The sequence below is a fragment of the Actinoplanes sp. SE50/110 genome (assembly GCF_900119315.1).
Classification (GTDB): Bacteria; Actinomycetota; Actinomycetes; order Mycobacteriales; family Micromonosporaceae; genus Actinoplanes.
Map to the genome: position 1 here is coordinate 8,636,869 of NZ_LT827010.1, position 17,892 is coordinate 8,654,760.

19 protein-coding genes are annotated in these 17,892 nt (G+C 71.2%); 8 read left to right on the forward strand and 11 right to left on the reverse strand.

Annotation, left to right across the window (positions count from 1 at the left end):
* Positions 1-33: 33 nt before the first annotated feature.
* From ACSP50_RS38585 to ACSP50_RS38600, 5 genes are all read right to left on the reverse strand, one after another.
* Positions 34-888, reverse strand: a complete 855-nt coding sequence (locus ACSP50_RS38585) for a PHP domain-containing protein (RefSeq protein ID WP_043513032.1) — start codon at positions 886-888, stop codon at positions 34-36.
* Positions 885-1,700 (reverse strand): PH domain-containing protein, encoded by an 816-nt coding sequence (locus ACSP50_RS38590; RefSeq protein WP_014694763.1) that lies wholly within the window; start codon positions 1,698-1,700, stop codon positions 885-887. The genes ACSP50_RS38585 and ACSP50_RS38590 overlap by 4 nt, the downstream gene beginning before the upstream one ends.
* 9 nt (positions 1,701-1,709) lie before the next feature.
* Positions 1,710-1,868: a hypothetical protein gene (locus ACSP50_RS43265; RefSeq protein ID WP_014447648.1), complete on the reverse strand. Its 159-nt coding sequence runs from the start codon at positions 1,866-1,868 to the stop codon at positions 1,710-1,712.
* A gap of 107 nt (positions 1,869-1,975) precedes the next feature.
* A complete protein-coding gene (locus tag ACSP50_RS38595) occupies positions 1,976-2,593 on the reverse strand; it encodes a DUF6758 family protein (protein WP_014694764.1) in 618 nt (205 codons plus the stop codon).
* A gap of 117 nt (positions 2,594-2,710) precedes the next feature.
* Entirely contained in the window at positions 2,711-3,343 is a 633-nt protein-coding gene (locus ACSP50_RS38600) for an RNA methyltransferase (RefSeq protein WP_014694765.1), read from the reverse strand.
* A 473-nt stretch (positions 3,344-3,816) separates the two neighbouring features.
* Here ACSP50_RS38600 and trxA point away from each other — a divergent pair, with 473 nt between their 5' ends.
* The 3 genes from trxA (at position 3,817) to ACSP50_RS38615 (ending at position 7,203) form a co-directional block, all read left to right on the forward strand.
* Entirely contained in the window at positions 3,817-4,230 is a 414-nt protein-coding gene (trxA, locus tag ACSP50_RS38605; RefSeq protein WP_014694766.1) for a thioredoxin, read from the forward strand.
* 133 nt (positions 4,231-4,363) lie between these two features.
* Positions 4,364-6,295 (forward strand): intein-containing Rv2578c family radical SAM protein, encoded by a 1,932-nt coding sequence (locus ACSP50_RS38610; protein ID WP_014694767.1) that lies wholly within the window; start codon positions 4,364-4,366, stop codon positions 6,293-6,295.
* A 500-nt stretch (positions 6,296-6,795) separates the two neighbouring features.
* Positions 6,796-7,203, forward strand: a complete 408-nt coding sequence (locus tag ACSP50_RS38615) for a CoA-binding protein (RefSeq protein ID WP_014694768.1) — start codon at positions 6,796-6,798, stop codon at positions 7,201-7,203.
* Between the two features lie 435 nt (positions 7,204-7,638).
* Here ACSP50_RS38615 and ACSP50_RS38620 read toward each other — a convergent pair whose 3' ends face one another.
* The 3 genes from ACSP50_RS38620 to ACSP50_RS38630 all read right to left on the reverse strand — a co-directional run bounded on the left by ACSP50_RS38620 (position 7,639) and on the right by ACSP50_RS38630 (position 10,821).
* Complete coding sequence (locus ACSP50_RS38620) at positions 7,639-8,574, reverse strand: SDR family NAD(P)-dependent oxidoreductase (RefSeq protein ID WP_014694769.1); 936 nt, start codon at positions 8,572-8,574, stop codon at positions 7,639-7,641.
* A gap of 122 nt (positions 8,575-8,696) precedes the next feature.
* A complete protein-coding gene (locus tag ACSP50_RS38625; protein ID WP_014694770.1) occupies positions 8,697-9,341 on the reverse strand; it encodes a hypothetical protein in 645 nt (214 codons plus the stop codon).
* A gap of 520 nt (positions 9,342-9,861) precedes the next feature.
* Positions 9,862-10,821: a DMT family transporter gene (locus ACSP50_RS38630; protein ID WP_369809701.1), complete on the reverse strand. Its 960-nt coding sequence runs from the start codon at positions 10,819-10,821 to the stop codon at positions 9,862-9,864.
* 134 nt (positions 10,822-10,955) lie between these two features.
* On the opposite strand from ACSP50_RS38630, the gene ACSP50_RS38635 reads away from it, so the two are divergent.
* Together ACSP50_RS38635 and ACSP50_RS38640 are read left to right on the forward strand one after the other, a co-directional pair.
* On the forward strand, positions 10,956-11,654 hold the full coding sequence (locus ACSP50_RS38635) for an HAD family hydrolase (RefSeq protein WP_014694772.1): 699 nt from the start codon (positions 10,956-10,958) through the stop codon (positions 11,652-11,654).
* Between the two features lie 5 nt (positions 11,655-11,659).
* Positions 11,660-12,157, forward strand: coding sequence for a hypothetical protein (locus ACSP50_RS38640; protein WP_014694773.1), 498 nt, complete (start codon positions 11,660-11,662; stop codon positions 12,155-12,157).
* A gap of 3 nt (positions 12,158-12,160) precedes the next feature.
* Here the strand turns inward: ACSP50_RS38640 and ACSP50_RS38645 are convergent, their stop codons facing one another.
* Entirely contained in the window at positions 12,161-13,042 is an 882-nt protein-coding gene (locus ACSP50_RS38645) for a PhzF family phenazine biosynthesis protein (RefSeq protein WP_014694774.1), read from the reverse strand.
* A gap of 27 nt (positions 13,043-13,069) precedes the next feature.
* Here ACSP50_RS38645 and ACSP50_RS38650 point away from each other — a divergent pair, with 27 nt between their 5' ends.
* From ACSP50_RS38650 to ACSP50_RS38660, 3 genes are read left to right on the forward strand one after another with little or no spacing between them, the layout of a single operon-like run.
* Positions 13,070-14,344, forward strand: a complete 1,275-nt coding sequence (locus ACSP50_RS38650) for a magnesium transporter MgtE N-terminal domain-containing protein (protein WP_043513036.1) — start codon at positions 13,070-13,072, stop codon at positions 14,342-14,344.
* Positions 14,341-14,862 carry a DUF1003 domain-containing protein gene (locus ACSP50_RS38655; RefSeq protein ID WP_014694776.1) on the forward strand — a complete coding sequence of 174 codons (522 nt, stop codon included), beginning with the start codon at positions 14,341-14,343 and terminating at the stop codon, positions 14,860-14,862. The genes ACSP50_RS38650 and ACSP50_RS38655 overlap by 4 nt, the downstream gene beginning before the upstream one ends.
* A gap of 32 nt (positions 14,863-14,894) precedes the next feature.
* Positions 14,895-16,043, forward strand: coding sequence for an Mrp/NBP35 family ATP-binding protein (locus ACSP50_RS38660; protein WP_014694777.1), 1,149 nt, complete (start codon positions 14,895-14,897; stop codon positions 16,041-16,043).
* Between the two features lie 4 nt (positions 16,044-16,047).
* Here ACSP50_RS38660 and ACSP50_RS38665 read toward each other — a convergent pair whose 3' ends face one another.
* Positions 16,048-16,488, reverse strand: coding sequence for a Sec-independent protein translocase TatB (locus ACSP50_RS38665; RefSeq protein ID WP_014694778.1), 441 nt, complete (start codon positions 16,486-16,488; stop codon positions 16,048-16,050).
* Between the two features lie 64 nt (positions 16,489-16,552).
* On the reverse strand, positions 16,553-17,788 hold the full coding sequence (locus ACSP50_RS38670; RefSeq protein ID WP_014694779.1) for a S1C family serine protease: 1,236 nt from the start codon (positions 17,786-17,788) through the stop codon (positions 16,553-16,555).
* Positions 17,789-17,892 lie beyond the last annotated feature (104 nt).

Genomic DNA, 17,892 nt, shown 5'->3' on the forward strand with positions numbered 1-17,892 from the left:
GGCACTGTTTCGCGCAGGCTGGTGCGGCGATCGTCACCCGAGAACGGGAACTCCGGTGGCGGCGGCGGCGATCTTGTCGTACACCTCCACCGCGGTCTGGAAGGCTCCCAGGCGCACCGTCTTGTGCGTACCGTGAAAATCGGAACTTCCGGTGACGACCAGCCCGAGCCGATCCGCCAGCGCCCTGATCTGCTCGCGCTCCTCGGGCGAGTGATCCTCATGGTCGGCCTCAAGTCCGAAAAGGCCCGCGTCGGCCAGCGCGACGATCAACTCGTCCGGCACCACCCGGCCCCGCTTGGTCGCCCGCGGATGCGCGAAGACCGCTACCCCACCGGCTGCTCGCACCGCTTCAACAGCCTCAAAAACATCAAGATCCAATTTGGGTACGAAGTACCGCGCGCCCAGCCAGGCCGACGCGAACGCCTCCGTCGTCGTGTCCACCAGACCGGCTCTGATCAGTGCCTGCGCGATGTGCGGACGACCCACCGAGCCACCCGCCGCGTACCCGTGCACCTCGGCCCAGGTGATCGGCACCCCGTCGGCGCGCAGCAGGTCCACGATCTGCTCGGCCCGCTGCTCCCGGTCGGCGCGCATCCGGAGCATGCCGGCGGTCAGCGCCGGATCGTCCGGATCGAACAGATAGGCCAGCAGATGCAGTGAGATCCCCGGCTGCACCCCGTGCCAGCGGCAGGACAGCTCGGCGCCACGGACCAGCCGCAACCCGTCCGGCCGGGCTGCGGCCGCCTCGGCCCAGCCCCCGGTGGTGTCGTGGTCGGTGATCGCCATCACGTCCAGACCGGCCTCGGCACCCGCCCGGACCAGCTCGGCCGGGGTCAGGGTGCCGTCGCTGGCGGTGGAGTGGCAGTGCAGATCGATCCGGATGCTCAGGCGTCGTCTCCCTCATCGTCCTTGCCCAGCCGCGCCTCGACCGCCTGCGGCTCGTACATCTCCTCGACCACCCGCAGGTACAGCTCGTTGGGGTTGGGCAGGTGCTTGACCTCGCGCAGCGCCTGATCCTGACCGGCCGACTCGAGCACGAACGTGCCGTAGCTCAGCATCCGGCCGAGGGCAGATTGTTCATATTTCATGTCGGTGACCCGCAGCAGCGGCATCATCGCCACCTTGCGGGTGACGATGCCGTTGACCACCATCACCCGTTTGTTGGTCAGGATGAAGCGGTCGAAATACCAGTCGAAGACCTTCCACGCCACCCAGCTGATCACGCCGAGCCAGATCAGCACCGCGACGGTGACCATGCCGTCCACGTTCTGCCGGGTCAGGAAGCCGGCCAGATAACCCAGCAGCAGGGTGGCACCGGCACCGACGCTCAGCGGCAGGGACAGGTGGATCCAGTGCCGCTTCCACTCACCGCGGTAACGCTCGGTCGGGAACAGATAGCGGGCGACCAGTGTGGTCGGTTCGTCCTCCAGGGGGAGGAAGCGCCGCGGGCCGCCGCCACGGTCGAGGCCTTCCAGCTCCTCCTCGGTGAAGACCGGCGCCTCGTACTGATCGGGATCGTCGTACTCGTCGGCACGCCGCGCCTGATGAGCGAAGCGCTCGTCGTCCGGATAGGTCTCGGCACGCGTCTGACCGGGATCGGTGTCCTCGAAGGCGGGGTCCCGATACCTGAAGGCGTCGTCGTCGTCCGGAGGGCGCTGGGCGCCCTCGCCCCGTGGGTCGCGCGGCTCACCAGGATCCATAGAGAGATGCTATGCGACGAGGTCGGTGAAGAACGTGCCGAAGCCTCGTGCGATGTCCGCGATCGTGCCCCCGAGTGACTCGAAGACCGCGGCCGCCGATCTCGGGTTGAATGCGATGAAGAAGATCAAGAACGCAATACCAAGCCAGGTGAGCACCTTCTTGATCATGGCGATCCTTCTCCTCTGGTGCGGGTGACCAACAACGCCGCGGCAGTACTGACGGTATCAGCTCCGTTGCTTCGTGTGAACAAAGTGCCCAGAAAGCCGATAGCCGGTCAGACACGACCGTGCAGGTACGGCGAGGGCGCTCCGAACACCAGCTCGGCTGGCACCCCGTCGGAGAGATCGTGCAGGACGACGTGCTCCGCGAGGAGATAGCCCGCGCTTGCGGGCCACGCTACCGCATAGAGCCAGATTCCCTTGGCCTCACTCACGTACGCGCTTCGATCCTCCGGTGACTTGACACACCATAGTGGAGTCGGGTGCCCGCCGACCTTGATCTTCGCGTGTGGACCGCCGTTGACCCCGCAGTCGGAGAGCGTCTCGGAGAGCAGGTAACCGGGATCGATGCCGGGGATGCCGGCGAACCGGGTGCCCAGGCCCACCCCCGGCTGCTCGGCGATGAAGACCAGATCGGCCGGCCCGCCGCCGAGCGGCTCCGGCCCACTGCAGGCGAGCGCGGTGGCGCGCACCCCGGAACGGTCGTCGCCGGCCCAGCCCACCCCGGTGACCGTCCACCCGGCGGGCAGTGGCCAGGGGCCCCAGAGCGGCATCCGCTCGGCGCCCGACGCCGACTCCCGCAGCACCGTTCCGACGATCTCCGCACTGATGTGCTCGGCGACATGGAACGGCGGAACGTCGCCACAGTTGTCGCAACGCCAGTTACTGTGCATCAGATCCGGCTTCCGGACCTGATCAGCACATCTGGGGCAACTCACCGTGACACCCACACTCCCTACCGTGCGGGTCCGGAGAGCCGCCGTCAAGCGGATCGGCAGAACACGGCGGACTCAGGCGGGCGGTGGGCCGGCGTGCGCCCGGATCCACGCGTGCATCGCGATCCCACTGGCCACACCCGCGTTGATCGACCTGGTGGAGCCGTACTGCGCGATCGAGAACAACTGCGTACAGGCGTGACGCGCGACGTCGGAGAGACCCGGCCCCTCCTGCCCGAACAGCAGCACGCAGCGGCGCGGCAGGGTGACGGTCTCCATCGGGCGCGATCCGGGCAGGTTGTCGATGCCGATCACCGGCAGACCGGCGGCGGTCGCCCAGCCCACGAAATCCTCGATCGTCGGATGGTGCCGGACATGCTGGTAACGGTCAGTGACCATGGCGCCACGCCGGTTCCACTTGCGCAGGCCGACGATGTGCACCTCGGCGGCGAGGAAGGCGTTGGCATTGCGGACCACGGTGCCGATGTTCAGGTCGTGCTGCCAGTTCTCGATCGCGATGTGGAAGTCGTGGCGGCGGGTGTCCAGATCGGCGATCACCGCCTCGCGGGTCCAGTACCGGTAGCGATCCACCACGTTGCGCCGGTCGCCGTGCTCCAGCAGTTCGGGGTCGTAGTGCGCGCCGTCGGGCCGATCACCGGGCCAGGGGCCGACGCCGACCTCGGTGGATTGGTCCTCGCCCGCAGTCATGGGGCGTTAGGCTACTCATCCGGTGGTCCGGGGATGTCCCGGGACTGGACACCGGGAAACTTTCAGAAGACGCAATGAGCGGCGGGGCCCTCCCCGGCACCCGCCGCCCACGCTCTGTTGGGAAAGAGTTTGCCTTACCGTCCGTATCCATGTGAAGGACTTTCGGATGTGACGCAGCTCACATTTAACTTTATTTACAGTTCCTTTTGCCGGTTGGTCGCGTTCCCATAACGAATGCTCAGGCAGGGCAAAGGGACCACAAGGCGTGATCATGGGCAGATTTCCCGCCCCGATGGTGTCGGCAAACTGACACCGTGCGCCTACTATCAGTTACGTTAACTGCTCCGAGGTCGCCGGGCCATCCCGCTGGCGAAGGTGCCGTAGGACACGTGTCACGGCGCGCCCAGCGGGAATGGTGAAAGGGTGCCAGGAGTTCCACCCGACGAAAGCGATTCCCGCAGACGGAGGCATCAATGGCGACGGTTGCGCTGACCACAGCGAACTTCGACGAGGTCACCAGCTCGGACGGCATCGTCCTGGTCGACTTCTGGGCCAGCTGGTGCGGGCCCTGCGTGCGCTTCGCGCCGACCTACGAGCGGTCCTCGGAGAAGCACCCGGAGATCACCTTCGGCAAGGTCGACACCGAGGCCGAGCAGGAGCTCGCCGCCAAGTTCGACATCCGGTCGATCCCGACGATCATGGCGGTCCGCGACGGCATCGTGGTGTTCGCCCAGCCCGGCGCGCTCCCCGAGTCGGCCCTGGAGAGCCTGATCGAGAAGGTCGAGCAGCTCGACATGGACGAGGTGCGCGAGCAGGTCGCGGCCCACAAGAAGGCCCACGAGCCGAAGGCGCAGAGCACCGGGGAGCCCGCCCGCGCGGCGAGCTGATCAGCGAGTTTCAAGGCCCGCGGACCGTAACCGGTCCGCGGGCCTTTCGCTTTTCCGGTCCGGGTACGCCGTACGTGTCCACAGTCGCCGGAAGCGGTGGACATGATCTCGTACGTGTGTTCGAATAACCGCCATGCGATGGTCCCACCTGTCGGCCGGCGCCGGCGACGACTCGCTCCCGGACAGGGCAGCGCCCGCGGCTTCACCCCTGCCGCTGGCGCTGCCCGGTGCGACCGTGCGCACCTTCGACACTCCCGGGTTCGCCGGCATGACGTTCTACGAGATCCGCGCCAAGTCGCTGATCAACCGGGTGCCCGGGGCCTCGCAGGTGCCGTTCCAGTGGACCGTCAACCCGTATCGGGGCTGCTCCCACGCGTGCACCTACTGCCTGGCCGGCGACACCCCGATCCTGCTGGCCGACGGGTCCACCCGCCGTCTCGCCGAGATCCGCCCCGGCGACCCGGTGATGGGCACGATGGGCGCCGGCCCGCACCGGCGTTACGTGCCGACCACCGTGCTCGACCACTGGGCCACCAGCAAGCCCGCGTTCCGCGTCACCCTGACCGACGGCACCCGGCTGGTCTCCAGCGGCGATCACCGCTTCCTCACCGACCGCGGCTGGCGCCACGTCAGCCCCGCCGAGCCGCACCAGCCGGCGCTCGCGATCGGTGACCTGATGTGCGGGGTCGGCCACTTCGCCGAGCCGCCCAAGGAGTCCCCCGACTATCAGGCCGGCTATCTCTGCGGCCTGCTCCGCGGCGACGCCGCCAGCCGGGCCGCCCGCGAGGGTGACGCCTGGATCCGCGCCGACGGCTATCTCGACGACGTCTCCCTCCCCGACGCGCTGCGGTGGCCCGAGCTGCCGTCCGGCGAGTGGTATCGGGGCTTCCTGGGCGGCGCCTTCGGTGCGGTCGGCCGGGCCGAGCGGCTGGCCCTCAGCTTCGAGAGCACCGACCGCATCTACCTGCGCTGGGTCACCGAGGCACTGACCCACCTGGGCCTGACCAGCCGCACCCCGGTCCGCTGCCGCGCCGACCGCCCCGGACGCGTCGAGACCGGCCGCGACCTGTGGGCGGCGCTGCGCTTCCGGCACCTCACCGGCGCCCTCGACGCCCCGCTGGACGCCTCCGGGGTCGGGGTCCGCGCCGACCGCCGGCTCGCCGTCGCCGACATCGAGGACCTCGGCCTCACCCTGCCGCTGCTCGACATCTCCACCGGCACCGGCGACTTCATCGCCGACGGCGTGGTCAGCCACAACTGCTTCGCCCGCGGCACCCACCGGTATCTCGACATGGACCCGGGCCACGACTTCGACACCCGCGTCGTGGTGAAGGTGAACGCCGGCGAGCTGATCCGCCGCGAGCTCGCCGAGCCAGGCTGGTCCGGCGCCCCGATCGCGATGGGCACGAACGTCGACGTCTACCAGCGCGCCGAGGGCCGCTACCGGTTGATGCCGCAGATCCTGGCCGCGCTGCGCGACCACGCCAACCCGTTCTCCATCCTGACCAAGGGCACGCTGATCCTGCGCGACCTCGATCTGCTCCGCCAGGCCGCCGAGGTGACCCAGGTCGGTCTGGCCTTCTCGGTCGGCTTCGTCGACGAGCGGATCTGGCGCTCCGCCGAGCCCGGCACCCCCAGCCCGCAGCGCCGCCTCGACGCGGTCCGCCGCCTGACCGACGCCGGCTTCCCGGTCGGCGTCCTGCTGGCCCCGATCCTCCCCGGCCTCACCGACACCGAGGAGTCCATCGACGCGACCGTCGCCGCCATCGCCGCCGCCGGCGCCACCTCGGTCACCCCGATCCCACTGCACCTCCGTCCCGGCGCCCGCGAGTGGTACGCCTCCTGGATCGCCCGCGAACACCCCCACCTGATCCCCCGCCACCGCTCGCTGTTCGCCAACGGCGCCTACTCCCCGCGCTCCTACCAGGACGAGCTGACCGCTCGAGTCCGCATGGCCGCCCGCCGCCACGGTCTGCACCGCCCGACTCCGGGTCAGTTCCGCACGCTGCCCACCTCGGAGGAGGTGCCTTCCACGCCGAAATCCGACCAGCTCACGCTCCTCTGAGCCACCCCGGTCTCCGGGCCCGGGGAGACCCCCGGGCCCTGAGAGGCCGCCGAGTTGCGAGCTGCGGGAGGCCGACGGGCCGGGGGCCGGGGCCGGGGGCCCTGAGAGGCCGCCGAGTTGCGGGCTGCGGGAGGCCGCCGGGCCGCCAGGCGCCAGTTGTATGCGCGCCGCCAGCCCACCTTGCCTGGGTCATGGCGGCGTCAGGGCGCCGGGCCATCGCGGGCTGTGAGGCGCTCGGGCAACACGTGCCGACAGCCCTGCCGCGCCTGGGCCATCGCGACGCGTAGCACCACGCCATTCAGCTCCGCCCCGTCTTGGGCCGGCGTGTCTTGGCCGGCGGGCTATCGCGCTCGCGGGCACAAGGCAGCGCCGCGCGCCACCGGGCCGGCGGGCGCCCGCGCTGACAGACACAGGGCAACGCGCCACCGGGACGGGGTCGGTCATGAGCGGGTGCCGTAAGCCATACCGGGTGAAGGAGTGGGCGTGGCTAAAGTCGGGGCATGCGTAGTGCTCAGCAGATCCTGGCGGACGCGAACGTGATCGCGGTGGTCGGCGCCTCGCGTGATTCCTTCAAGCCGGCGCACACGGTGCCGTTGCAGATGCTGCGGTACGGCTGGCGGATCATCCCGGTGAACCCGTTCGTCGACGAGGTGTTCGGGATCAGGACCGTGCCGACGCTGGCCGACCTGGAGGAACCGGTCGACCTGGTCGACATCTTCCGGCCGGCGCGAGATGCCGTCGACGTGGTGCGCCAAGCGGTGGCCATCGGGGCGCCGGCTGTCTGGCTGCAGAGTGGCATCGTCTCGGCGGAAGCGCGGCAGATCGCCACGGACGCCGGCATCGACTACGTCGAAGACCGCTGCCTCGCCGTCGAACGCGCCGTCGGCAACCTCAGCAAGCTCACCTGACAGCCGCCGGGTCGACCCGAACCAGTACCTGGTCACGCCGGGATCGCCTGCTTATCCCGGCCCGGGCATCAACGGCGAACGTCCCGGCGCGGGCATCTATGACAATCTCGGCCCGAGCATGAACTGCGGCGGCCCCGGCTTTGAGCATCAACTGCGGCGGCCCCGGCTTTGAGCATCAACTGCGGCGGCCCCGGCCCGAGCATCAACTGAGGCGGTCCCGGCCCGAGCATCAACTGAGGCGGTCCCGGCCCGAGCACAAACGGCGACGATGGGCTTCAGGGAGCGGGTGGACCACGCTCTTGGCGGGCAGACCGCTGGCAACACTCGCACGCCGTGGGAGCGTGCGGACCGCTGTCGAGTCGACAGACCGCTGGAAGCCACCGGGCCGCGGGGCCGTGCGAGCCGGAGCCGGCACGGCCACGCGGGCCGGGATGGTCAGCGGAACTGGGCCTCGCGGACGCTGTTTCCGCCGTCGACCACCAGCATCTGGCCGGTGATGTACGAAGCCGCCGGGGAGCAGAGGAAAGCCACCGCCGCCGCCACCTCGTCCGGTGTTCCGGGGCGGCCGATCGGGGTGCCCAGACCCTGCTTGATCTCGGTGACCGTCGATGCCGCGGTGTAGATCGTGCCCGGGGCCACGCAGTTCACGTTGACGCCGTCGGCGACCAGCTCCATGGCCAGGGCACGGGTCAGGCCGACCACCCCGGCTTTCGCGGCGGCGTACGCGGCCTCGGTGGGCAGGGCGTTGACCGGGCCGGCGGTGGCGGCCAGGTTGACGATGCGGCCCCAGCCCCGTTCGGCCATGCCGCTGACGAAGGCACGGCTGCAGAGGAACGCCGTACTCAGGTTGCGGTCGATTTCCGCCTTCCACTCGTCGAGGGTGAGCTGGGCGACCGGGCGGAGGACCTCGGGGCTGGCCCGGGACGCGAGGCCGGCGTTGTTGACCAGCACCTCGACGTCGCCGAGTTGGTCGGTGATGGCGTCGGCGAGGGCGCCGACCTCGGATTCGTCGGTGAGGTCGGCGACGAATCCGGTGATGCCGAGTTCGGTGGCCCGTTCGTGGATGCGCCGCGTGGTGGACACGATCGCCACCCGGGCGCCGAGGTCACGCAGCCGGCGGGCGGTCGCGTAGCCGATACCGTCGGGGCTGCCCGCGCCGGTGACCAGCGCGACCTTCCCGTCCAGACGCAGTGTCACCGCAGCCTCCGCGCTCGCTTCCTCGAACTCCGCCTCGACCACCTCGGGCGTGATCTCGACCGGCCGGTCCGGGTCTGTGCCGGGCACACCGGACCGGGGTGGCCGGCCGTCGGCCGGTCGGGTGGCGTCACGCCGCGTAGGGGTTCCGCCGGTGGAGCGGGCGTCGAAGACCATGCGGCGATCCTGCCTGCTCCGGGAACCCGGGGCAAACATCCGGGTCCCCGTGGCGTCCCGGTCGTCCAGGCGCGACCTGCGTGCCCGGACTCCCGTAACCGATTTTCCGACACGCCGGGGACTCAGTCGTCGTGTTCCGGCAGAACCACCCACCCGTCGGTGAACGGTGTCGCCGGCCCCTGCTCCACGAAGATCAACGGAGCGTCGGCGCCGTAGTAGGCCGGCATGTCGGCCCGCGCTTTCGCCACCTCCCGGACGCCGACCTCCACGCCGGCGCCGTCGTGCCGGCTGCCGATCGTCACGATCCGCACCCCGCGCACCTGCCAGAAGGCGAGGTCGGCGGCGACCCGGTCGTGCCAGGTGGTCAACTCGGCGACGGCGTGCGCGGCGTCCCGGACCACGATGCAGGTGTTCGCCGCGGTCTGGCGGATGAAGTCGTCGAATTCGGTGGAGAGCCGCGGCACCCGGTAGACGATCGCGCGCACCCGGTACTGGTCGACCTCCAGGCCGGCGAAGCTGTCCGGGAAGCGGTGCCGGCCGGCCTGCTCGATGCGTTCCATCGCGTCACGCAGCGGCGCCGGGGTCAGCGGCATCCGCAGCCCGCCGCGTTCGGAGAACTCCGGTTCCCGGCTGAACTCGCATCCCGGCGTCCGCCACTCGCCGGTTGCCCCGATCTGTTCCGGCTGGTCAGCGGTCTCATACTCACCGCAGCCGCCGATCATGAGCACCCCGGCGAGGAGTAGCCGGCCGAGCCGCACCCGATGCATCGCATCCCTTCTCATTACCGTGCCCACTGCCGCCGCGCCACCCCGGCGACGCACAAGACGGCTCCTCAACGCAACGAACCACCCGATAGCCCCGGTGACGGCCGAAAGCCTACATACGACGACATTTCTGGAAATTCGGCCGTTGTAGATGACGCTCCCGGTCCACCCGCCACTCCTCGGCCGCTTCGGGCAAAACACAACTGGACGGAGTACGCCGTAGGCCCCGCCCGCTCAGCCGCCTGCCGGGCCCACGGGTCGCCCAGGAGCCCAGGGCTCGACGAGCCCCGCTCCAGGGGAAACCGGATGGCGAGGTGGACCGGTGGCGTGACGTGGTGATGGGGTCGCCGTGGCGCGGTGCGGCGGTGCGATGGTGCGGTGACGCGGTGGTGCGGCGGCGTGACGTGGTGATGGGGTCGCCGTGGCGCGGTGCGGCGGCGCGGCGGTGCGGTGGCGCGGCGGCGCGGCGGCGCGGTGGTGCGGTCACCGATGGCCCGGCCCGGTGGTGGGGTGGCGCGGGCGGTCAGGTGAGGGTGGATTCGTCGGCGAGGGCCGGGGTGACGGGACCGCGGCGCGAAGCCCGGGCGGCGCCCAGGATGACGACCGCGACGCCGGCCACCAGCAGGCCGAGGCCGGGCAGCGCCCCGCTGCGTGGCACCTGCCCGAGCCAGAGCCAGGCGAGCAGGGCCGCACCGGGCACTTCGAGCAGGACCAGCACGCTCACCGTCGTCGCCGACGTGTGCTGCAGCGCATAGTTGAACATCGAATGCCCGAGTAGCTGCGCCCCGGCGACCAGGGCCAGGATCGCCGCCCACGCCCGTGGGGTGTAACCGGTCAGTGGCACCCCGCCGGCCAGGCAGACGACCAGCAGGATCAGGGCGCAGACGCCGTAACAGATCCAGGTGTACGTCGTGGTGCTCAGCGCCGCGCGGGCCTGTTCGCCGAGGGCGGTGTACACGGCCGCGAAGATCGCGCCGAGGACCGCCAGGCCGTCGGCGAGGACGGCCCGGCCGGAGACGCCGACGTCGGCCCCGGTGGCCCAGGCCGCGCCGGCCACCGCCAGGGCGATACCGGCCCATCCGGCGGCCGTCGGTCGGTGGCCCTGCCAGGCGGCGATGAGGCCCTGCCAGACCGGCTGGGTGGCGACCAGTGCGGTCGAGGTGGCCACCGTGCCGAGTTGCACGCTCGGCATCCAGGTGCCGAAGTGCGCGGCCAGCGCCACCCCGGCGAGCACACAGAACAGGCCGGCCCGGCGGCGGCGGCCGCGGACCGCGTCGTGCACTTCGGCGCGGCGCGGGCCGAGCGCGATCGGGCTCAGCGCGACCGAGGCGAGCCCGTTGCGCCAGAAGGCGACCGCCAGCGCGGGCGCGGACGCCGCCGCGAAGGCGATCAGCGGGGCCGACGAGGAGACCGCGCACACCGCTACGGCCAGCGCCAATCCCGTAAGCGCGGAGATCGGATGCCCTGATGAGCGCATATTCATCACCGGCCGTCGCTTCTTGCATGCCCGAGCAGGGACGTTTGCCACTGTCGGTTGGCGGACAGTGACGGAATCGCTACAGTCACCGACGGCTCTGCGCCCATTTCCACCCCTCGATGCCTGGGAGGCCGATTTCGATGCCCGCTTACCGTGCGGTGGTGTTTGACTTCTTCGGCACCTTGACCCGCTCGGTTCAGCGTGGTCCACAGCACGCCGACATCGCCCGGGCGCTCGGCGCCGATCCCGAGGCGGTGCTGGGTGTGCTGAACCGGACGTTCCGGGCCCGGGCCTGTGGCCGGTACGGGTCCGCGGAGGCCACCCTGCGCTGGGTGATCGAGCAGGCCGGCGGCCGGCCCGGTCCGGCCGCGATCCGGGCGGCGATGCCAGCCCGGGTGGACGCGCTGCGCGCCGACACCCGGTTGCGGCCGGACGCGGTCAGCGCGCTCACCGAGATCCGCCGCCGCGGCGTGCGCACGGCGCTGATCAGCGACTGCACCCACGAGCTTCCCGCCTTCCTGCCCGGGCTGCCGGTGGCGCCGTTGCTGGACGCCCAGATCTTCTCCGTCGAGCAGGGTGTCTGCAAGCCGGATCCGCGGATCTACCTGGCCGCCTGCCGGGAGCTGGACGTCGAGCCGCGGGACTGCCTCTATGTCGGGGACGGCGGTAGCCAGGAGCTGACCGGCGCCGCCGCGGTCGGCATGACCCCGGTCCGGCTGGCCGCTCACGACCTGGCCGACCACCTGGTCTTCGACGCCGACACGACCTTCGCCGGCCGCACCGTGCGGTCGCTCAGCGAAGTCGTGGCGCTCCTGGACCGCACCCCGGCCCTGGTCTGACTAGCATGACCGGGGTGAACGGTGTGCTCGACGAGGCGATCAAGAAAGCGGCCGTGGCCTGGATCTCGGTGGGTGACGGCCCGGCCTTCGCGCTCTGGTGCATGCCGGTGGAGTCGTCGCTCGCGGTGATCACCGGCCCCGGCGAGCAGCACGCCGACGGGCTGGCCGAGGCGACCCGGGCCACGGTCCGGCTGCGCGGCGACCACGGTGGCCTGATCGTCACCACCGAGGCCACGGTGACCCGGCTCGATCCGGCCGGCGAGCGCTGGTCGGAGATCGCGCCGCAGCTGGCCGGCAAACGGCTGAACGCCGCGGGCACCGCCGACGAGGTGACCGCGCGCTGGGCGGCGGGCTGCGCGCTGCTGTTGATCACCCCGGTCGAGGGTGGGCTGGTGTCCGCTCCGGGGCTTCCCGACGCGTCCGGGGCGGCCGCGCCGCGGGAGACGCCGGCCCGGGTGCCCACCCGTAAACCGTTCCGGCTGCACCGGGTGGTCAAGCGCTGAGGATCAACCGATGAAGGGCGGGACAGCGATCCGGCCGGTGGCGACCGGGACGACGTGGCCGGTCACCGTCGCCGAGGTCGCGGCGCCGCCCACGGCGGTCACCGTGCAGTCCAGCCGCGACGGGCGTTTCATTTCAGAGCCCTGACTGACGTGGTACGTCGACAGCCCGTCCGCCGGCAGCCAGCCGGCACCGACCAGCCACACCCCGAGGCCGAGCGCCGCCGATCCGGTCGCCGCGTCCTCCCAGACGGTCGAGCCGGCGACGAACATCCGGGCGTGGGCGGTGGCGGACTCCGGATCCCAGGCGAAGATGCCCAGGTCGGTCACCCCGTGCCGGGCGGCCGCCCGGGCGTCGATGACCACCCGGGCGAGGGCGGAACGGCGTACCGGCAAGAAGGTCCAATCGAGTCCGCAGCCCGCCTCGCGGGCGACGGCGGATCCGGAGCAGGCATGGTCCTCGGCCGTCAGGCCGCTGATCTCCAACAGCGCCTCGACCGGCACCGGCACGCCGAGCCGGGGTGCGGCCCCGGTCAGGGTGGCCGCGCCCGCGGCGGTCACCTCGATCGGCAGCAACCCCGCCCCGCACTCCTGCACCACCCGTCCCGGTCCGAAGTGGCCCTGGCGCATGAGCGTCACCGCGGTGCCCACGCTGGGGTGGCCGGCGAACGGCAGTTCCTCGTCGGTGGTGAAGATCCGTACCCGGTAGGTCGCCTCGGCGGACGTCGGGGGCAGCACGAACGTGGTCTCGGATAGGTTGAACTCGCGGGCCAGGGTCTGCAACTGATCGGTGGCGAGATGGTCCGCGCCGGACACCACCGCGAGCGGATTGCCGGAGAACGGCCGGTCGGTGAACACGTCGACGATCTCGTAGGCCACGGTGGACATGTCCGGACCCTAACCTAATCTGGGGCGGTGACCATGGGGACGAGGGTTTATCTGGCCCGGCTTGCCGGCCTGCCGGTGTTCGACCCCAACGGCGACCGGGTGGGCCGGGTCCGCGACGCCGTGGTCCGGTTGCGCACCACGAACCGCCCGCCGCAGGTGGTCGGCCTGGTCGCGGAGATGGCGCTGCGCCGCCGGATCTTCCTGCCGATCGGGCGGATCACCAGCATGGACGCCGAGGCGGTCGCACTCGGCACCGGCTCGCTCAACCTGCGCCGCTTCGAGAAACGGCCGAACGAGCTGCTGGCCCTGGAGGACCTGCTGGACCGTCGGGTGTTCGTGGCCCCCGAGCAGCAGGGCGCCGAGGAGCATCAGGGCACCGTGGTGGACATCGGCATGGACCTGAACCGGAACACCGAGTGGGTGATCACCCGGGTCGCGGTCCGTGAGCACACCGGGCGGCTGGCCCGGCGCGGGCACGTCTACCAGGTGGAGTACGACCGGGTCCGCGGCCTGGTCGGCCCCACCGACACCCAGGGCACGTCGAACCTGCTGGCGCTGCTCGACCAGATGCGCCCGGCCGACATGGCGAACGCGTTGCAGGATCTGCCGGACGCGCGGCGCAACGAGGTGGCCGCGGCACTGAGCGACCGCAAGCTCGCCGACGTGCTGGAGGAGCTGCCCGAGCACGACCAGGTGGAGATCCTGGCCCGGCTGGACCGGGAACGGGCCGCCGACGTGCTGGAGCGGATGGATCCGGACGACGCCGCCGATCTGCTGGCCGAGTTGCCCAAGGCGGAGCAGGCGGTGCTGCTCGACCTGATGGAGCCGGAGGAGGCCGCCCCGGTCCGGCAGCTGATGAGCTACCGGCCGGGCACCGCGGGCAGCGTGATGACCTCCGAGCCGGTGATCATGACGCCGGACGCGACGGTCGCCGAGGCGCTGGCCCGGATCCGCGAGCCGGACCTGTCCCCGGTGGTGGCCGCGCAGGTGTTCGTCGCGCGGGCGCCGAGCGCCACTCCCACCGGGAAGTATCTGGGCATGGTGCACTTCCAGCGGCTGCTGCGGGAGCCGCCGTCGTCGATCGTGGGTGGGCTGGTGGACAGCGGGATCGAGCCGTTGCGGCCGGACATCGGGCTGGCCGAGATCACCCGGCGGATGGCGACGTACGACCTGGTCGCGATGCCGGTGGTGGACGGAACGCACCGGCTGGTCGGCGCGGTCACCGTCGACGACGTGCTGGACCATTCGCTGCCGCGGGACTGGCGTGACCGGGACGCCCACGAGGACGAGGAGCCGCTGTGAGCGAGCCCCGCCGGGACCGCCTGGATCAGCCTCGCGAGCCGGGCCGGGTGCAGCTCCCCAAGTTCGACCCGGAGGCGTTCGGCCGCTGGTCGGAGAGCATCGCGCGGTACATGGGCACGGCGAAGTTCATCGTCTACATGACCGTGGTGATCGGCGCCTGGTTCCTGTGGAACCGGCTGATGCCGATATGGAAGTTCGATCCGTACCCGTTCGGCTTCCTCACCCTGGTGCTGTCGCTGCAGGCGTCGTACGCCGCGCCGCTGATCCTGCTCGCGCAGAACCGGCAGGCGGACCGGGACCGGATCGCCATGGACGAGGATCGACGCCGCGCGCAGCTGCAGAAGGCCGACACCGAGTACCTGACCCGGGAGATCGCCTCGCTGCGGATCGCCCTGGGGGACGTGGCCACCCGCGACTTCATCCGGTCCGAGCTGGCCCGGCTGGCCGCCGAACTGGACGACGCCGCGCTGCGCCGGGAGAAGCGGGCGCGTATCGAGTGGGAGGAAGACCACCCCTGACCTGACCTGGGCTGCGACGTAGCATTGGCGGCATGTCCGCTCCCGCTCCCACCCTCGAGGACGCGATCCAGGCCGCGCTGGCGACCGTGGACGACCCCGAGATCCGCCGCCCGATCACCGACCTCGGCATGGTTCAGGGCTTCACCGTGCAGGACGGCCTGGTCAAGGTCGACCTGCTGCTCACCGTCGCCGGCTGTCCCCTGCGGGACAAGCTGAACGCCGACATCACCGCCGCGGTCACGAAGGTCCCCGGCATCACCGGCGCCGAGATCAACTTCGGCGTGATGAACGAGGAGCAACGCAAGGCTCTCCAGACCACGCTGCGTGGTGGCGGAGCCGCCGAGCCGGAGATCCCGTTCGCCCAGCCCGGCTCCCGCACCAGGGTGTACGCCGTGGCCAGCGGCAAGGGCGGGGTCGGCAAGTCGAGCGTCACGGTGAACCTGGCCGCCGCACTCGCCAAGCGGGGCCTGTCGGTCGGCGTCGTCGACGCGGACATCTACGGCCACTCGGTGCCGCGGATGCTGGGCGTGGAGAGCCGGCCCACCCGGGTCGAGGACATGATCATGCCGCCGCAGTCGCACGGCGTGAAGGTGATCTCGATCGGCATGTTCACCGCCGGCAACGCCGCGGTGGTCTGGCGTGGCCCGATGCTGCACCGCGCGCTGCAGCAGTTCCTGGCCGACGTCTACTGGGGCGACCTGGACGTGCTGCTGCTCGACCTGCCGCCAGGCACCGGTGACGTGGCCATCTCGCTGGCCCAGCTCCTGCCGAACGCGGAGATCCTGGTGGTCACCACCCCGCAGATGGCGGCCGCCGAGGTGGCCGAGCGGGCCGGCGCGATCGCGCTGCAGACCCACCAGCGCCTGGTCGGCGTCGTGGAGAACATGTCGTGGCTGGAGCTGCCGGACGGCTCGCGGATGGAGGTCTTCGGCGCCGGTGGCGGCCAGACCGTGGCCGAGTCGCTGACCCAGACGGTCGGCGCGCGGGTGCCGTTGCTCGGTCAGGTCCCGCTGGACACCCGGGTCCGGGAGGCCGGTGACGCCGGCACCCCGATCGTGCTGGCCGACCCGGAGGCCCCGGCCGCCAAGGCCCTCGACGCCGTCGCCGACAAGCTCGCCGTCCGCCGCGAGTCCCTGGTCGGCAAGCCGCTGGGCCTGATGGTGAACGCCAAGAAGGGCTGACGCCCTACGTCGCGTCCAAGTCGTATCGCTGCGCCGGTCGGGGAGCCTCGACCGGCGCAGTCGTCTGCCGGGAGGTCGAGGCCGCGCCCCGGATGTCCGCCGCGGTCTCGCTGAGGTGCGTCTTCACCCCGTTGAGCTCGGTCTTGACGCCGTTCAGGTCCTGCTTGACGTCGTCGAACAGGCTCTGCAGCGGCTTGCGCAGGGCCTGCTCGTCCTCCTCGCTGAGCAGGTGCTTGCGGATGAACGCCTTCGGATGCAGGTCCTCCAGCTGGATGTCGGTGCCCAGCTCCTTGCTCAGGTCGGAGGTGGCGTTCTGCGCCATGGCCCGCAGCCCGCGCAGCATCTTCAGCCCGTCCCCCAGCACCTTGGGCAGGCGTTCCCCGAAGATCAGCAGCGCGAGCATGAGCAGCGCGCCGATCTCCCACCAGTTCAGATTCTCGAACACGAGCGGCCTCCAGGCGTCCGGGAGCAAGCGTACGCACGAAGCCGGTGCCCGGACACCCCGACCTTCAGTTGGTCGAGGACGACAGGGTGACCGAGGCGGACACGGTCTTCGAGCCGCGGCGGTACTCCACGGCGACTACCGCGCCCGGGGCGTGCTTGCGCACCAGGGCGATCAGATCGGTGCCGTCCTGCAGCGGCCGCCCGTCCAGCTTGGTGATCACGTCACCGGCCTTGAGACCGGCCGCGGCGGCTGGGCCGGCCGGCTCGACCGAACGCAGCTTGGCGCCGCTGGTGCCGGTGCCGCCGCTGGTCACCTCGGCGCCGATCACCGTGCGCCGGGCCTTGCCGGTGTCGATGATGTCCTGCGCGATCCGTTTGGCCTGGTTGATCGGGATGGCGAAGGCGAGGCCGATGTTGCCGGCCTCGGTTTCCGACCCGCCGACCGAACGGATCACCGAGTTCACGCCGATCACCTGGCCGGCCGCGTTGACCAGCGGACCGCCGGAGTTGCCCTGGTTGACCGCGGCGTCGGTCTGGATGGCGGCGTAGTAGCGGGTGGTGCCGCCGGACTCGCCGGCCTCGATGGTCCGGTCCAGCGCGCTGACGATGCCGTAGGTCACGGTGTTCTCCAGCGCGAGCGGCGAACCGAAGGCGAGCACCGGGTCACCCACCGCGATCGCGTCCGAGTCGCCGAACGGGACCGCGGGCAGATTTCCTTTTGCGATCTTGATCACCGCGATGTCCGACTCCGGGTCGCGGCCGACGAGCTTGGCCGCGGCGGTGGAGCCGTCGCTGAAGGAGACCGACATGGTGGGGCCGGCGCCGTCCACCACGTGGTCGTTGGTGATCACGTAACCGTCCGCGGACACCACGAACCCGGAGCCGATCGCACCCGTCACGTGCACCGTGACGACGCTCGGCTGGAGTTTCTTGGCGACGCCGGCGAGTGACTGCGGGTCCCGCGCGGCGCTCACCGGGGACTGCTGGCCGGCCGCGCCGAGCCGGGTGCCGCCGGCGCCCACATAGCCGCCACGGACCGCGAAGACGAACCCGAGGGTGCCGCCGACACCCCCCGCGAGCAGGGCGGTGAGCAGGCAGATCAGCAGCACCGGAGCGTACGACCGGCGGGGCGCGTCGGGGTCGGGCACCGGGTCCAGGGCCGGACCGCCGGTGGGCGCCGGGGCCGGCAGCACCACGGCGGCCGGAGCATACGGGTCGCGCCAGGGATCGTGCAGCGCGTCGCTCCACCACGGCGAGCCGGGCCCGGGGGGCGGCCGGTGCCAGTTCCCGCCGTCGGTCACGTCGGACCCTCCCACTCATCGCTCGCCAGGCTCGGCCTCCAGAATGACACGGATTCCCGGTGGCGCGGCGTCCAGTGCTGACCGGGAAGCACCGACCGGCCGGT

Bases quoted from the DNA above. Each gene is read 5' to 3' on its own strand.
- trxA (WP_014694766.1), top strand. From the start codon at position 3,817: ATGGCGACGGTTGCGCTGACCACAGCGAACTTCGACGAGGTCACCAGC.
- ACSP50_RS38640 (WP_014694773.1), top strand. From the start codon at position 11,660: ATGACCGGGGTGAACGGTGTGCTCGACGAGGCGATCAAGAAAGCGGCC.
- ACSP50_RS38625 (WP_014694770.1), bottom strand. From the start codon at position 9,341: ATGCATCGGGTGCGGCTCGGCCGGCTACTCCTCGCCGGGGTGCTCATG.
- ACSP50_RS38630 (WP_369809701.1), bottom strand. From the start codon at position 10,821: ATGAATATGCGCTCATCAGGGCATCCGATCTCCGCGCTTACGGGATTG.
- ACSP50_RS38600 (WP_014694765.1), bottom strand. From the start codon at position 3,343: ATGACTGCGGGCGAGGACCAATCCACCGAGGTCGGCGTCGGCCCCTGG.
- ACSP50_RS38610 (WP_014694767.1), top strand. From the start codon at position 4,364: ATGCGATGGTCCCACCTGTCGGCCGGCGCCGGCGACGACTCGCTCCCG.
- ACSP50_RS38645 (WP_014694774.1), bottom strand. From the start codon at position 13,042: ATGTCCACCGTGGCCTACGAGATCGTCGACGTGTTCACCGACCGGCCG.
- ACSP50_RS38595 (WP_014694764.1), bottom strand. From the start codon at position 2,593: ATGCACAGTAACTGGCGTTGCGACAACTGTGGCGACGTTCCGCCGTTC.
- ACSP50_RS38590 (WP_014694763.1), bottom strand. From the start codon at position 1,700: ATGGATCCTGGTGAGCCGCGCGACCCACGGGGCGAGGGCGCCCAGCGC.
- ACSP50_RS38620 (WP_014694769.1), bottom strand. From the start codon at position 8,574: ATGGTCTTCGACGCCCGCTCCACCGGCGGAACCCCTACGCGGCGTGAC.
- ACSP50_RS38660 (WP_014694777.1), top strand. From the start codon at position 14,895: ATGTCCGCTCCCGCTCCCACCCTCGAGGACGCGATCCAGGCCGCGCTG.
- ACSP50_RS38615 (WP_014694768.1), top strand. From the start codon at position 6,796: ATGCGTAGTGCTCAGCAGATCCTGGCGGACGCGAACGTGATCGCGGTG.
- ACSP50_RS43265 (WP_014447648.1), bottom strand. From the start codon at position 1,868: ATGATCAAGAAGGTGCTCACCTGGCTTGGTATTGCGTTCTTGATCTTC.
- ACSP50_RS38635 (WP_014694772.1), top strand. From the start codon at position 10,956: ATGCCCGCTTACCGTGCGGTGGTGTTTGACTTCTTCGGCACCTTGACC.